Raw genomic sequence first — 14698 nt, 5'->3', positions numbered from 1 at the left:
CATTTTTGCTTAAAAACACTTAATAATGTTGAATAAAATTAATAAAAAACTTATAATTACTTAAAGATGATTGCTAAGAAAAGGAATGAGGGCGTGTATCAAGAAGAAAGATTAGTAGCGATTTTGGATTTTTTAAAACAGCATAACCGAATTACAACAGAGCAAATCTGTACGCTCTTGAAAGTGTCAAGGGATACAGCGAGACGCGATCTAGTAAAGCTGGAGGAACAGAATGTCATCATCCGCACTAGAGGCGGCGCCATTTTGCCGACTGTTCATCAGAAAATTCAAAGCTATTCCGGCCGCTTGAAAACAGTATCAGAGGAAAAAAACAAGATCGGCAGGCTTGCAGCATCGCTTATTCATGATGGTGACCGGGTGATTTTAGATGCTTCGACAACCGTTCAGGCCTGTGCAAAGCATTTGCAAGCGGTTGATTGTACCGTAATCACCAACTCAATTAATCTTGCGGATGTGCTGTCCGATAAAGAAGGAATTGAAATTTATCTGCTGGGAGGCAAGCTGGAAAAGGAGCACCGCTTTCTGTACGGCGCCTCTGTGATTGAAAAGCTCTCAAGCTACCACGTCGATAAAGCGGTGATCGGTGTGGTCGGTATTTCCGAACATGGCATTACCATTGCGCATGAAGAAGATGGCATGGTGAAGCGGAAAATGATTCAGCAGGCAAAGCAGGTAATCGCGCTTGCAGACCATTCGAAGCTGGGCAGCACCAGTTTTTATCAGTATGCAGAGCTGAATGAAATCGATCTCTTGATCACAGACAGGCTGCCGAATCAGGCATTTTGTGACTTGCTTGACCGCAACGGCGTGGAGCTTCTCGTGACAGAGCAGGATGAAGGAAAGGGCTGACAAACATGAAATTAATTGCGATTGACTTAGATGGAACCTTACTCAACAGCAAGCATCAGGTGAGCTTGGAAAATGAAAACGCACTGCGGCAGGCGCAGCGGGACGGCATTGAAGTGGTGGTGTCAACTGGGCGCGCTCATTTTGATGTCAGGTCAATTTTTGAACCGCTGGGGATCAAAACGTGGGTCATCAGCGCAAACGGCGCCGTCATTCACGATCCCGACGGCAGGCTTTATCATCACGAAACCATTGATAAGCAAAGGGCGTATGACATTCTCTCATGGCTTGAATCAGAAAACTATTATTACGAGGTATTCTCAGGTTCAGCCATTTATACACCGCAAAACGGCAGAGAACTTCTAGACGTTGAACTGGACCGATTCAGAAGCGCAAATCCGGAAGCAGATCTTTCTGTCCTTATGCAGGCGGCCGAGGTGCAATACAGCCAATCGGGCTTTGCTTACATTAATTCCTTTCAAGAGCTGTTTGAAGCGGATCAGCCAATCGATTTTTATAATATTCTCGGCTTTTCTTTCTTTAAAGAAAAGCTTGAGGCAGGCTGGAAAAGATATGAGCACGCTGAAGATTTGACGCTTGTCAGTTCGGCTGAGCACAACTTTGAGCTTTCTTCCCGCAAAGCTTCCAAGGGGCAGGCGCTGAAGAGGCTTGCGGAACGGCTGAGCATTCCGCTCGAGGAAACCGCGGCTGTAGGTGACAGTTTAAATGACAAATCGATGCTTGAGGCTGCGGGAAAAGGGGTAGCGATGGGCAATGCCCGGAAAGATATTAAAGCGATAGCCGACGCTGTCACCTTGACCAATGACGAACATGGTGTTGCACATATGATTAAGCATTTGCTGTAGGTATAGGTGCTGCACCAAAAGTGTATCCTGTTGATAACCGGCGTAACGGATTCTTGGAAATTCGGCGTGACGGCTATGAACGGAAAAAAGCTGGCTCTATAGAGCCAGCTTTTTTAGTCATGATCATTGCGCTGTTGCGCTTAATGTAAACAGTTCTTCGAGCTCCTGTGTGGAAAGCTCGGTAATCCAGTGTTCACTTTGGATAATTTGATCGTTCAAGGTTTGCTTCGATTCGAGCATGGCATCAATTTTTTCTTCGATTGTTCCAGTCGTAATCATTTTATGAACGTGGACAAAGCGCTCTTGGCCTATGCGGTATGCACGGTCAGTCGCTTGATTTTCAACCGCTGGGTTCCACCATCTGTCATAATGGATGACATGATTGGCGGCGGTCAAATTAAGTCCCGTACCTCCAGCTTTGAGTGAAAGAATCAGTGTCGGATATTCTTTCCTCTGGAATTTCTCAACGAGTGTATCCCGCTCCTGCTTGGAGAGACTCCCGTTTAAAAATTGCACAGGTTCCCCGAACGTTTTTTCAAGCAGCCGCTTCATCATGTTCCCCATCTGAATGTATTGCGTGAAAATCAGGCAGCTTTCGTTTTGGGCGCGGATCGCTGTCATCAGTTCCAGCAATTTTTCGAGCTTGACTGATCTGCCAGCCAGCAGCTCGGTTTGCTCTTCCTTTAAATAGAGCGCGGGATGATCGCATATTTGCTTAAGCCGTCCGAGCATGCTGAGGATCAGCGCTTTTCGCTGCATGCCGGTCAGTGATGTCATATGGTCAAAAGTGTCTTTGACAAGCTGCTCATAAAGTGATGCCTGTTCGGCTGACAGCGGGATAAATTCTTTTTCTTCCAGCTTCTCAGGAAGGTTAAGCGCGACCTCTTCATCCCGTTTTGTCCGCCGCAGAAGGAATGGCCGGATTAACTGCTGAAGCTGTCCGATTCTCTTTTCGTCCCGGTCTTTTTCAATCGGCAGCACATAGCGTTTGTGGAAGCCTGTCAAACTGCCGAGGTAGCCTTTATTCATGAAGTCAAAAATGGACCACAGCTCAGTCAGACGGTTTTCCATCGGCGTGCCGCTCAGCGCAATATGATGAAGCCCCTTCAGCTTTCTGATTGCGCGTGATTGCTTTGTATGCGCGTTTTTAATATTTTGCGCTTCATCAAGGCAAATCGTGTTCCAAGTCACAGAAGAAAGCTCTTCCGAATCAGCATGTGACAGCCCGTATGAAGTGAGCACCACGTCTGCGTTTTCGTAATGAGCGGCGAAATCATCACCCTTTATACGGCGCGGCCCATAATGGAGCGCGACAGAGAGATCAGGTGCAAAGGTTTGAAGCTCCCGCTGCCAGTTGCCGAGTACGGATGTCGGCGCGATAATCAAATGAGGCGTTTTTTGCCGGCCGCTTTCCTTCACGTGCAGGAAATAGGCGATCATTTGAATCGTTTTCCCAAGCCCCATATCGTCAGCCAGACAGGCGCCAAAACCGCTTTCCCGCAGAAATAGCAGCCAGTTCATGCCATATTTCTGATAAGGGCGGAGTGTCCCTTGGAAAGAAGGGCTGACTTCGTGCTCCGGCAGGTTTTCTGCGGCAGTGAGCTTTCGAATCAGTGACCTGAGCTGTTTGGACAGATCAAATTGAATACCGGCAAAAGCGGATGTATCAATCAGATCTGAATCCTCAAGCCCGCCTTCCCCCTGATCCATTAGTTCGCGCGCCAGAATATCGGACATGTGGAGTCCTTCCGATTCCGCTTTTTCCATCAGGCGTTTCATTTGTTTGATAAACTGTGGATCGATTTTTACCCATTGCCCGCGTATATTAACGAGGCGCCTGTTGCTGGCGACAAGCTCATTAAATTCAGCCTCAGTCAGCTCAATTCCATTTGTCGCAAACCGCCAATTGAAATCAAGCAGCGCATTCATGCCGACAAATGACTCGCCGCGCGGGGCCGACGACACTTTTGCCTTCAGCATCATGTTGCTGTCTCTGACGATCTGCCACCAGGATGGGAGCAGAATTTCAACGCCCATATCGACAAGCGTCTCACTTGCTTCTGATAGGAAGATCCAGGCTTCTTCCTCAGAGATCAGGGTCGTCCCGGAATCAAATGACAGCCACGGAACCGTTCTGTGAAAGCGGTCCTGCTCACGCGCAATTTTATCGCTGTACGCCTGCCACGATTTTTTGAGGCTCTTCAGCCCATCAAAAAATTCTACAGCGCCGCTCTTTTTATCACGTAAAAACACTTCGATTTTCCAATCGTCCCCGTCAAAGTCCGGTTCATTTAAGCGCAAGCCGACTGTAAATGGAGATTGATCGTCAATCCAGCCAATCCCCTCCAAAAAATCCTCTTCATCAAGAAAATGGCCGCGGAATGTCGTAACCGCAGGCGATTTCTCCTTGATGTGTTCCCATTTTTCCCGCAGGTCATCGTCATATTGGATGTAATCCTGAACGGCAGCGGAAAACCATTCCGCGGTAAAGCCTTCCAATATATCGTCGCGGTCCTTCCAGCGAAAAACACCGTTTGTCCATGCTTCATAGTCAGGCATAAAATCGCCGTCTGCGATAAATTCATAGATGGTCGATGCCGCCTCGATCAGCGGCTCCGTTTCTTTTGTAAGCTGCACGGAGCTGAATGAGTTGAACGAGTTTTTGCCGAGAAGCTCTACAGTCATCCATGGAGATAGCAGAACAGCAGTCGTCCCGATGAAGCTGACATCCTCAAGAAAGGTTCCGTAAAATGAGGATTCATGCCACTGGAACAAATGCTTTTTCATATGGCTGTAGGGAAGAGGCTGCTCATTCTCATCAAAGGCCGAGAGCGTAAATGATCCATCTTCCATTTGTTCGACGTGGATGAGAATTTCTTTAAGACTCGCCATCAATCAACTTTCCTTTCTGCAGTTCTTCTTGAAGCGCGCGCAGGCGCTTGTAATGTGAGCTCAGCTGCTGAATATACCGCTCCCACACCTTCAGCCTCTTCGCTTTTCTGTACAGGGTGCGCAGTTTTTTCAAATACCGTGCGGCTTCCTTGTACGAGCTGCGGTTCTTCTGATCGATAAAAAAGGACACTTCTCTATGGTAAGCGGGTATAAGCGCCTCTGGGTCGCTCGCTCCAATTTCCTTCAGCATGATTTTATCCATTTCATTGATGGAAAAGCCGACAAGGCTGTGAATTTCAATCCACTCGGCATAGCGTTTTTTTTCATATAAATGATGGCTGTATTCTGTGAACGTATACGGCAGACAGCCCGCGGCATAGCGTTCAAACAGCGCTTGATCATTGGTTTGCTTCACATAGGCATTCAGCAGAAGGAACAGCTCGCCGATCACATCGCGAATCTCTTTAAACGGCTTATCCAGCTTCGTATAACCCATCGCAATCGGTTCAATTTGCTGGTACCATGTTTTAAGCCGTTTCCAGTCCTTCTTGGCAGTCATTTCACTCAGCCATTGGAACGTATAAGGGAGCGCTTCCGGCGGGAATTGATCAACTTCCGCAAAAATAACGTCATCATTCTTTTGCAGGAACTCCAAATGCAGGCGCCCGAATTGCAATTCAGGAGAAAAACGCCGTCCTGCTTCTTTTTTCAATATCTCCTGTTCGCGTGTCACCCATTTTGGACGCGAAAGCAGCGCACTCCAAATTTCACCAAAGACACGGATGCGTTCATATTGGAAAATTTCTTCTTTCAACAGCAAATGCCGGATAACATCCGGTGTTTTATCCAAAAATGGATCGAGCGCAAAAGACAGTGCGTACGTTTTTAATTTATCAATAGAGCTGTAGATTGTATCCATCAGCTGTTCAACGTACGGATTGAGGGAATAAAAATCTTGTTCGGGGTTCAGCTTGCCTGCTTCGATCAATGTGAACATGCGAAGCCAAACCGCAATCGCAGAATGAATCTGATACAGGCTTTTCAGCTCCGGTTTGTTCGGCGCATGTTTTTTTAATGCGGACAGGTAGCCGTAATAGAGGCCCTGCATGTTTTGGCTGCCTTCTGGCGTGCGTGCCTGCCAGAGAGAAAACTCTGAATCAAAAAAAGTGAGCCAGCTTGAAAGCGATTCTTCATTCGGCAGCACCTTTTCCTGAAACTGGCGGCGGACGAGCTCCTTGCTTTCCTCAAGCTTTTCCCTCTCCAGCCAATACTCTGTAAAAGTACCCACTCGCTCGAACATTGCATATACATATAAAAACACAGCCAGCATATGGCGGCAGATTCTTCCGGACGGACATGAACAGCCGCTTTTGACTATGACAAACAAGTTCAATGTGACCCGCACAGGCACAACATCCTGCACGTAAGCCGTAATTTCCGTCGGACTCACTGCTTGTAAACGATAGACTGAATCCTGCCGATATAAAATAAGGGCTTTTTTGATCAGCTGAACATTTTCCTCATTGTAAGGAAGAAGTTCCTTTAACTGTTCAGCAGATGCCAGCACATCGTCTTTGGAAATCATATTCTGAAGCATGATTATCGCTCCTAACCGAGTCACGTAATAAAAAGATCCAATTTCTCTATTATATCGCAACACATCGGCCTTAAAAAGTTTTTCCTAAAAAAGGACATAAAAAATGGGATGTGTCGAATGATGTATTAGAGATTGCAAATTGATAACCGGCATCATATAATAATCGTGTTTTCAACTTATGGAAGCTGAAAGGAAAAAAAAGATGAGTGAAAAGAAATTGAATCAAGAAGAATTTCTGAAAATTTTGATGCATGCACATGAAATTGGTGAGCAGTCATCTGAAATGACGACGAAGGAAATGCTTGAAAATTTGATTTCTCATATTAAAAATGGATATGCAACATAAAAATCCCGCACGCCTTTTGCGGGATTTTTTTATGCGAGATGACGTGACTGTCTGAATAAGAGAAAAAGAGGCAGCAGTGTCAAGACAGTTGGTGAAGCGCTTACATAAAATGAAGGAACATAACGTTTTGTAAAATAATGTCGAATTATGTCACGTGAAAAGCTTTAGAAATGCGGTTTCAACGTTGTATAATCGTAGATGGAAAAGGATGTTATAAGAGATTTGGAGGTATCATGGGAGAATCTACTAGCTTAAAAGAGATATTATCAACGTTAACAAAACGCATACTTTTGATTATGATTGTAACCGCAGCTGCCACTGCTGCAGGCGGACTCATTAGTTTCTTCGCACTTACACCCATCTATGAAAATTCAACTCAGATTCTGGTCAATCAATCGAAAAACGACCGAAAAGAAGTCCAATTTAACGATGTTCAAACCAATCTTCAGTTAATCAATACGTACAATGTCATCATTAAGAGCCCTGCCATCTTAGATGAAGTCATTAAAGAAATGGGCCTGTCGATGACATCCCAAGAACTGAATGACAAAATTACTGTATCCAGCGAACAGGACTCTCAAGTGGTCAACATATCGGTCAGGGATGAAAACGCGGAAACAGCGGCTCATATTGCCAATACCATCGCGTCTGTCTTTCAAGACAAAATCACATCCATTATGAATGTTGATAATGTCAGCATTTTGTCAAAAGCCGAGGTATCAGAACATCCGTCGCCTGTATCGCCAAAGCCGCTTTTAAACATTGCCATCGCGTTTGCGGCCGGATTGGCGGGAAGCATCGGACTGGCCTTCCTGCTTGAGCATTTGGATAATACGATCAAATCGGAAGAGCAGCTCGAATCCCTGCTGGACATACCTGTTTTAGGGACGGTTTCCACCATTGCGAATGAGCAGAAAACAGCAAAGGCCATACAGGGTTTCCAATCTGAAAAAGCGGGGAGTGGACATTTTGGCGCTTAGAAAAAGCAGAGGCTCTTGGATGCGCAGGAATGTCATTGCAATGACAGAACCGAAATCCTTGAACTCTGAACAATATCGGACGATTCGCACGAATATCGAATTTGCTTCAGTGGACCGGCAAATGAAATCAGTCATGATCACATCGGCTTGTCCGGGGGAAGGGAAATCAACAACGGCCGCCAATTTGGCTGTCGTATTTGCCCAACAGGGAAAAAAAGTGCTCCTGATTGATGCTGATTTGCGGAAGCCTACAGTACATACGGCCTTTTTTCTTGAAAACACGGTTGGCTTAACATCTGTTTTATTAAAGAAAAGTTCAATGGAGCAAGCTGTGCAAGCCTCAAATGAAAAACATCTTGACGTGCTGACGAGCGGCCCGATCCCGCCAAACCCGGCCGAGCTTCTCTCCTCGAAGTGGATGAAGGAGCTTGCTGACGAAGCGAGAGTGGCATATGATATGGTGATTTTTGATACGCCGCCTATTCTTGCCGTAGCAGATGCACAGATTTTAGGCAACGTGGCAGACGGTTCTGTTTTGGTTATTTCAAGCGGGAAAACAGAAAAAGAACAAGCCGCAAAAGCGAAAGAAGCACTTGAATCGTGCAATAGCAAGCTCCTTGGAGCGATTATGAACGGCAAAAAGCTTTCAAAGCACTCTGAATACGGTTATTACGGAAACAAAGACAATTTCATGCAAAATAAATAACGTGCATCGTGCCCGTTATTTATTTTTGTGAAAAAGGGGGCTAGGACATGATCGATATTCACTGTCACATTCTTTCGGCAATGGATGACGGGGCAGGTGATTCAGCTGACAGCATAGAAATGGCAAAGGCCGCTGTTCGTCAGGGGATCCGGACGATCATTGCGACACCTCATCATAAAAACGGTGTGTATGAAAACGAGCCAGCCGCAGTCAAAGAAGCAGCAGACCAGTTAAACAAACGTTTAATCAAAGAAAACATCCCTTTACATGTGCTTCCGGGGCAGGAAATCAGAATCTACGGCGATGTGGAACAAGACCTTGCGAAACGGCAGCTTCTTTCGCTGAATGACACAAAATACATCTTGATTGAGTTTCCGTTTGATCACGTTCCCCGATATGCGGAGCAGCTTTTTTATGATTTGCAGCTGAAAGGATATATTCCGGTTATCGCCCATCCTGAACGCAACAGGGAAATTCGCGAAAACCCCTCCTTGCTGTATCATCTTGTGGAAAAAGGAGCAGCATCTCAGGTTACTTCAGGGAGTCTTGCGGGGACCTTCGGCAAGCAGCTGAAAGCATTTTCTCTCCGGCTGGCTGAAGCCAATTTGATCCATTTCGTAGCCTCAGATGCCCATAATGTGAAAACGAGAAATTTTCACACTCAAGAGGCCCTTTATGTTTTACAGAAAGAATTCGGTCCGGACCTTCCTTACATGCTGACGGAAAATGCTGAGCTTCTCCTGCGGAATCAGACCATCTTCAGACAGCCTCCGCAGCCGGTCAAAAGAAGAAAATTGTTTGGTCTCTTTTAACAGCCGATTCTCATTTCACCACTTTCTTTTTGAGAGCGATATAATAGTGTATTGTATGATTGAATCACATTTCAGAAATCTGTACAGGCTGTACCCGACAGGCTATGCGGGAGATCATTCGCATTCATGATAGGATGTTCTCATACGATATTACGAAAGCTGCAAAGCAGCAATTTAACTGTTGGAGGGAAACAATGAATATTACAGTCATCGGAACAGGCTATGTCGGTCTTGTGACAGGTGTTTCTCTTTCTGAGATTGGACATCATGTAACCTGCATTGATATTGACGCTCACAAGATTGATGAAATGAGAAAGGGCATTTCCCCCATATTTGAACCTGGTCTTGAAGAGCTGATGAGAAAAAATACGGCTGATGGACGGCTGAACTTTGAAACAAGCTATGAGAAAGGCTTGGCACAGGCAGACATCATTTTTATAGCGGTCGGCACTCCGCAGAAAAGCGATGGACACGCCAATCTGGAGCAAATTACAGATGCGGCCAAACGCATCGCACAGCATGTCAAACGAGATGCCATTGTGGTAACGAAAAGCACAGTGCCCGTCGGGACAAACGATTTGATTAATGGACTGATCACTGAACATCTAGCTGAGCCTATCAGTATATCGGTCGCATCCAATCCGGAATTTTTGCGTGAGGGGTCGGCGATCTTTGACACGTTTCATGGAGACAGGATCGTGATCGGAACAGCCGATAAGAAAACAGCCGATACGCTTGAGGAGCTCTTCCGTCCGTTTCAAATCCCGATTTACAAAACGGATATCAGAAGCGCCGAGATGATCAAATATGCCTCAAATGCTTTTCTGGCCACTAAGATCAGTTTTATAAACGAAATTTCGAATATATGTGAAAAGGTCGGCGCCGATATCGAAGCGGTCGCCTACGGGATGGGACAGGATAAGCGGATCGGGAGCCAGTTTTTAAAAGCGGGCATTGGCTACGGCGGTTCTTGTTTTCCAAAGGACACAAACGCCCTCGTGCAAATTGCCGGCAATGTCGAGCATGATTTTGAACTGCTGAAATCGGTTATCAAAGTCAACAACAATCAGCAGGCGATGCTGGTTGATAAAGCGCTGAACAGGCTTGGCGGGGTGACGGGAAAAACGATTGCCCTTTTAGGCCTGTCATTTAAACCGAATACGGACGATATGAGGGAAGCGCCGTCAATTGTCATTGCAGACCGTCTCGCTGCGCTCGACGCCCGTATTAGAGCCTACGATCCCATTGCAGTTAGCCATGCAAAGCATGTTCTCCCGCAAGCTGTTGAATATAAAGAGACGATCGAGGAAGCTGTCAAAGGGTCCGACGCCGTCATGATTTTAACCGACTGGGCTGACATTAAACAATTCCCGTTAGAGGCTTATCAGGATTTGATGGAAACGCCGCTCATATTTGACGGCAGAAACTGCTACACATTGGATGAAGCTTTGGCTGCAGGAGTGGAGTATTATTCTGTCGGACGAAAGGCGGTTGTGCCGTCAGGTTTAATTCAATAATTGAAAAAGAAAGGCTGGTTGCGCACCAGTCTTTTTTTCGTCTATTGCGGGGTGCTGAATACATTTGCTACTATTTAACTATTGTTTGGAAAAGTATGCAGAATTAGGGCTTCTTTACACAATCGTTTGATAAAACATTAGAAGAAACGAAGAAAACCAGAAAATAAAATCTTTCAAAAATTATTGGAGAGGCCGGAAAAGGAGAGTCATCTGATGAATCATCTGCCTGAAAAAATGAGACCGTACCGCGAATTGCTGGAGAAATCAGCGAAAGAATACGTAAAATTGAATGTCCGAAAAGGGAAAACAGGACGATATGACAGTAAAATTGCCGGTGATCCCTATTTCCCCAAGCATGAAACATACCCGACTGATGAAAATGGACAGCCGATGAAGCTTCTGGCGCAGATTAATTTCTCGCACATTCCCCAGCTTGACGGCTATCCTTCTTCGGGTATCCTGCAGTTCTACATTTCTGTTCATGATGATGTCTATGGATTGAATTTTGACGATCGATGTGAACAAAAGGATTTCAGAGTAATCTATTTTGAAAATATCATAGAAAACGAAGACGAGCTTGTTTCTGATTTTTCATTTATTGGCACAGGCGAATGTGATTTTCCGATTTTATCAGAAGCAGCAGTTGAGCCTGTGAAATCTTCGGAATGGGTCCTGCCGACAGATTTTCAATTTGAGCAGTATACGGGCATGGAAACAATGGAGTTCTTTGGCCAGTTCGGCGAGGATGAAGAAGACGTTTATAATGAACTGGCTGAAAACGGATTTGGCCATAAAATTGGCGGCTACGCTTCTTTTACCCAGCATGATCCGCGGGAATACGCATATAAAGAACACACCATCATGCTTTTGCAAATTGATTCAGACGATGATATCGATTCAATGTGGGGAGACGTCGGCATCGCCAATTTTTTCATCACACCTGACGATTTAAGAAAAAAAGACTTTTCAAACGTTCTGTACAACTGGGACTGCAGCTAATACAAGCTTTTGATCCAAAGGGTCATACCTGATCAGAAGCGGAAATAATATAAGCCAAATGACAAAATCAGACGTGGCCGAACCGATGAAGAACATAAACATGAACAGAGGCAGATCAACAACATCTGCCTCTTTCAAGTGCCTTTATTACTATGACTTTAGGTATTTCCATTTTGTAAAACGCTTTTATTAGCTGTATAACGAACAAAAACAAGAGCATATACCTATGTTTTAAGAGTGTTATAAGCCTAAATTAAGCCGTTTACCCTATTTAAGCCGCCTTCTGGCTATTTTAAAATATAATATATGGAAATAAAGTATGGAAAAGTCTATCTTCATCAGCCCCTCCATACGACTTTTTGAGTATTAAGAGGTGATTCAGATGGGTTATGAAAGTATGCTGGCGGATATCAAAAGTTCGCTTAACGGAAAAATTTCCGACGTGGAAGACAAGATCGAAAAGCTGAAAAAAGCAAAAAAGGACATAGACACACTGCAAGAAGAGGCAATCACTGAAATCAAAGAAATTGTCAAACCAGAATTGGGCAAGCACTGGACGGGAACAAAAGCGGATGATTTCGACAAGGGAAGAGAAGAGGCGAAATCGGAAGCATCCAAGATTGTGAATGATAAATATAACGAGTATATGGCTTCGATTCAGATGGAGATTATTCATTTGGAATCTAAGAAATTTCTCTATGACAAAGAATTAAAGCTAGCGAATTTTGCTGGTCATACTCTTGCTAAGGGTGAAGAATTCTTGGAGGATGCTGTTAATCAAATTAAATCTATTAAATTGTGGTGATCTTTTTTATGTCAGAAATTAAATTGAAATACGATACTGTAATCAAAACATTAGATTCTGTCAAAGATGCGCTTGCTGACGTATCAATCGGCGCCGCGGGATCCAATGGAAAAAACAAACTCGATTATACGAAAAAATATCATGAGCGTGAGGAGAACATCAAAACCATGCTCGGAGATTACAAAAAAGCGGTACAGAAAAATATTGAGGATACAAAGGATAACGTAGATTCACTCAAAGAGCAGGACGAGGCGATAGCGGTAAAATAGAACAGAAAGGGCAGTGCGATGAGTAAAGTATTTGAATCAAAATCTTTAATCGAAGAAGCGAAGAGCAGAAAAAAGCAATATGAGACGCTTGAAGAGCAGCTGAACACGCTGAAAAAAGCGTTTCAGGGAGTTGCAGATTTAGGCGATAATTTTAAAGGAAAAGGCGCGGACAATATTAAAGATTTCTTTCAGGGACAGGCGGAAATCGTCGAAAGCTGGCTGACGCTTGTCTCTGCTCAAATTGCGTTTTTAAATGGCATTTCAGGCGATATTAAAGATCAAGAACTGAATGATTCATATGTGGAAACTTCATTTTTGGATCATGAGCTGCCCAATGGAGACCTGAAAGCCTCAGAGATTGTCTCCGCTCATAAAGAAGAAATCGATTCTATTTTGTCAGGCATCAGCAATATTATTGATCTCGATATGTATACGCTTGACGACTATGCAGATAAAATGGGCGATGCCCAAAAAATCAGACGTGACACGATCACAGCTGTCGATAAGCTTGATGAATCCCTGACCACTGAATATCAAAATTTAGAATCTCTGGACAACGCAGTGCTCACCAAATATTCTGTTCTCATGCAGGCCACCAGCAATGGGAAGAGCGCATCCCCTATGTACTATGACAAAAAAGCCTTCCACAGCAATGAAGTCTACAAAAGCGTCATTGAAGTAGAAAATCAAGGAACCACCTATATCGATGCAAAAGCCCAGCAAGCAGAAGCAAGACGTCTCCAGGAAAAAGCCGAGGAAGAAGCAAACAAACCATGGTACGAAAAAACATGGGATGGAGTTTGCAACTTTACTGGAGAAGTCACTGGCTATTATGATTATAAAAGAGCAACCGAAGGCGTTGATCCGGTTACCGGAGAAAAACTCTCCACCGCAGAACGTGTGACAGCAGGAGCTATGGCCGCAGCCGGATTTATACCAGTCGTCGGCTGGGCAGGCCGCGCCTTCAAAGGCGGAAAAGCCATCTACAAAACCGGAAAAGCAGCTATCGCTGCTGAACACGCTTTAGACGCCTACAAAACAGGCAAATCCTTAGACATTCTCAAAATGACAGAAATGGGTGCATACGGCCTTGTAGCGTCAAACGGATTCTCAGAAGCCGTCACAGGCCGGGATATGTTCGGAAACAAAGTGTCTGAGGAGAAGCGGAAACAGGGGGCGCTCGAAGCGGCATTGAGTTTGGTTGGTGCTGGTGCATTGGCGAAACACATTGATAAAGGCATCCCGCTTGCAACCCATTCAAAAGTTCAAAAAGCTAACAAAACCCTAGAAAAAGTAAAACAATTTAAAGTCCCAACAAACGTCCGTGTATACGCAGAACGCCCAGTAACTCCTGACGGCTTCACATTCGGAATCCCGACAGTCCGTGTCAATGTGGAAAAGACGGCTGTTAAGGATCTTGGGATTGTGAAGATGGCGAGTAGCCAGTCTAAAAAACCCCAATGGTTGGAAAAACCTGAGGGGATGACTCAAAATGATTACGTTGCTCATAATGGTACTAACTACAGTAAAAAGAAACGGACTGAAGAATACAATGCTGCGATAGCTGATAGAGAGAAGATAGTTGGAGACAATTCAAATGGATATCGTTTAAAGGAACCAACTAACTGGATGGAAGATAGAGGTATGATACAAATAAAAGAAAGATTAAAAAGAAAATCTTGGACAGATAGAGATGGATTTAATTGGCAATGGGATTCCCAGCATGGCAAATTAGAAAAGTGGAACCGCAGAAGAACAGAGCATTTAGGAGAGTTTGATCCTGTAACTGGTAAGCAGACGAAAAAAGGCGAGCCTTCAAGAAGATGGGATGGTTAAAAAATATGGAACATGGAATCAGATTTATTAATGAATACCCTGAAATCGGTGAGTTGCTTCATCGTCTATTTGTAAATAGGGAATTAGACGAATGGTACAAGAGCAAATGCGCAGAGAAAATAAAAGTACCTGATGAATTTAATCAAATAAAAGGTTTGAAAAAAATTGAAGTTAGAGATTTAAACAATCCTTCAGGAGAAATTGAT

13 protein-coding genes and 2 pseudogenes are annotated in these 14698 nt (G+C 44.5%); 13 read left to right on the top strand and 2 right to left on the bottom strand.

Going from position 1 to position 14698, the window contains the following annotated elements; all coding sequences use genetic code 11:
* Nucleotides 1–93: 93 nt before the first annotated feature.
* On the top strand, nt 94–870 hold the full coding sequence (gene glcR, locus C1T29_RS21615; RefSeq protein ID WP_040081586.1) for a transcriptional regulator GlcR: 777 nt from the start codon (nt 94–96) through the stop codon (nt 868–870).
* Nucleotides 871–875: 5 nt separating this feature from the next.
* Nucleotides 876–1733 carry a phosphatase YwpJ gene (ywpJ, locus tag C1T29_RS21610; protein ID WP_014665655.1) on the top strand — a complete coding sequence of 286 codons (858 nt, stop codon included), beginning with the start codon at nt 876–878 and terminating at the stop codon, nt 1731–1733.
* A gap of 123 nt (nt 1734–1856) precedes the next feature.
* Here the strand turns inward: ywpJ and C1T29_RS21605 are convergent, their stop codons facing one another.
* Together C1T29_RS21605 and C1T29_RS21600 are read right to left on the bottom strand one after the other, a co-directional pair.
* Nucleotides 1857–4625: a DEAD/DEAH box helicase gene (locus C1T29_RS21605; RefSeq protein ID WP_095432214.1), complete on the bottom strand. Its 2769-nt coding sequence runs from the start codon at nt 4623–4625 to the stop codon at nt 1857–1859.
* On the bottom strand, nt 4612–6222 hold the full coding sequence (locus tag C1T29_RS21600; protein WP_095432213.1) for an SWIM zinc finger family protein: 1611 nt from the start codon (nt 6220–6222) through the stop codon (nt 4612–4614). Before C1T29_RS21600 ends, C1T29_RS21605 begins: the two co-directional genes overlap by 14 nt.
* Before the next feature lie 202 nt (nt 6223–6424).
* On the opposite strand from C1T29_RS21600, the gene C1T29_RS21595 reads away from it, so the two are divergent.
* From C1T29_RS21595 to C1T29_RS21545, 11 genes and pseudogenes are all read left to right on the top strand, one after another.
* Complete coding sequence (locus C1T29_RS21595; RefSeq protein WP_003242876.1) at nt 6425–6568, top strand: YwzD family small protein; 144 nt, start codon at nt 6425–6427, stop codon at nt 6566–6568.
* Nucleotides 6569–6801: 233 nt separating this feature from the next.
* Nucleotides 6802–7548, top strand: coding sequence for a protein-tyrosine kinase activator TkmA (gene tkmA / locus C1T29_RS21590; protein ID WP_014665652.1), 747 nt, complete (start codon nt 6802–6804; stop codon nt 7546–7548).
* On the top strand, nt 7538–8254 hold the full coding sequence (gene ptkA, locus C1T29_RS21585; RefSeq protein ID WP_103749278.1) for a tyrosine-protein kinase PtkA: 717 nt from the start codon (nt 7538–7540) through the stop codon (nt 8252–8254). Before tkmA ends, ptkA begins: the two co-directional genes overlap by 11 nt.
* Before the next feature lie 47 nt (nt 8255–8301).
* Complete coding sequence (locus tag C1T29_RS21580; protein ID WP_095432211.1) at nt 8302–9066, top strand: tyrosine-protein phosphatase; 765 nt, start codon at nt 8302–8304, stop codon at nt 9064–9066.
* Between the two features lie 194 nt (nt 9067–9260).
* The gene (gene uglF / locus C1T29_RS21575) at nt 9261–10583 is read left to right on the top strand and encodes a UDP-glucose 6-dehydrogenase UglF (protein ID WP_095432210.1); all 1323 of its coding nucleotides are present in this window, start codon (nt 9261–9263) and stop codon (nt 10581–10583) included.
* 213 nt (nt 10584–10796) lie between these two features.
* The gene (locus C1T29_RS21570; RefSeq protein ID WP_040081592.1) at nt 10797–11582 is read left to right on the top strand and encodes a YwqG family protein; all 786 of its coding nucleotides are present in this window, start codon (nt 10797–10799) and stop codon (nt 11580–11582) included.
* A gap of 58 nt (nt 11583–11640) precedes the next feature.
* Nucleotides 11641–11745: pseudogene (locus C1T29_RS21565) on the top strand (hypothetical protein); the annotation flags it as partial.
* Between the two features lie 219 nt (nt 11746–11964).
* Entirely contained in the window at nt 11965–12387 is a 423-nt protein-coding gene (locus tag C1T29_RS21560; RefSeq protein WP_040081594.1) for a YwqH-like family protein, read from the top strand.
* An 8-nt stretch (nt 12388–12395) separates the two neighbouring features.
* Entirely contained in the window at nt 12396–12656 is a 261-nt protein-coding gene (locus C1T29_RS21555) for a YwqI/YxiC family protein (RefSeq protein WP_003227825.1), read from the top strand.
* 18 nt (nt 12657–12674) lie between these two features.
* A complete protein-coding gene (locus C1T29_RS21550; protein ID WP_103749279.1) occupies nt 12675–14492 on the top strand; it encodes a T7SS effector LXG polymorphic toxin in 1818 nt (605 codons plus the stop codon).
* Nucleotides 14493–14497: 5 nt separating this feature from the next.
* Nucleotides 14498–14698: pseudogene (locus C1T29_RS21545) on the top strand (hypothetical protein); the annotation flags it as partial.

It is taken from the genome of Bacillus sp. MBGLi79 (assembly GCF_002953915.1).
This window is presented reverse-complemented; position numbering and strand designations above follow the sequence as displayed.

Excerpts from the sequence above, each read along its gene's own strand:
- ywpJ (WP_014665655.1), top strand. The coding sequence starts at position 876 with ATGAAATTAATTGCGATTGACTTAGATGGAACCTTACTCAACAGCAAG.
- C1T29_RS21605 (WP_095432214.1), bottom strand. The coding sequence starts at position 4,625 with ATGGCGAGTCTTAAAGAAATTCTCATCCACGTCGAACAAATGGAAGAT.
- C1T29_RS21600 (WP_095432213.1), bottom strand. The coding sequence starts at position 6,222 with ATGCTTCAGAATATGATTTCCAAAGACGATGTGCTGGCATCTGCTGAA.
- C1T29_RS21595 (WP_003242876.1), top strand. The coding sequence starts at position 6,425 with ATGAGTGAAAAGAAATTGAATCAAGAAGAATTTCTGAAAATTTTGATG.
- tkmA (WP_014665652.1), top strand. The coding sequence starts at position 6,802 with ATGGGAGAATCTACTAGCTTAAAAGAGATATTATCAACGTTAACAAAA.
- C1T29_RS21580 (WP_095432211.1), top strand. The coding sequence starts at position 8,302 with ATGATCGATATTCACTGTCACATTCTTTCGGCAATGGATGACGGGGCA.
- uglF (WP_095432210.1), top strand. The coding sequence starts at position 9,261 with ATGAATATTACAGTCATCGGAACAGGCTATGTCGGTCTTGTGACAGGT.
- C1T29_RS21570 (WP_040081592.1), top strand. The coding sequence starts at position 10,797 with ATGAATCATCTGCCTGAAAAAATGAGACCGTACCGCGAATTGCTGGAG.
- C1T29_RS21560 (WP_040081594.1), top strand. The coding sequence starts at position 11,965 with ATGGGTTATGAAAGTATGCTGGCGGATATCAAAAGTTCGCTTAACGGA.
- C1T29_RS21555 (WP_003227825.1), top strand. The coding sequence starts at position 12,396 with ATGTCAGAAATTAAATTGAAATACGATACTGTAATCAAAACATTAGAT.
- C1T29_RS21550 (WP_103749279.1), top strand. The coding sequence starts at position 12,675 with ATGAGTAAAGTATTTGAATCAAAATCTTTAATCGAAGAAGCGAAGAGC.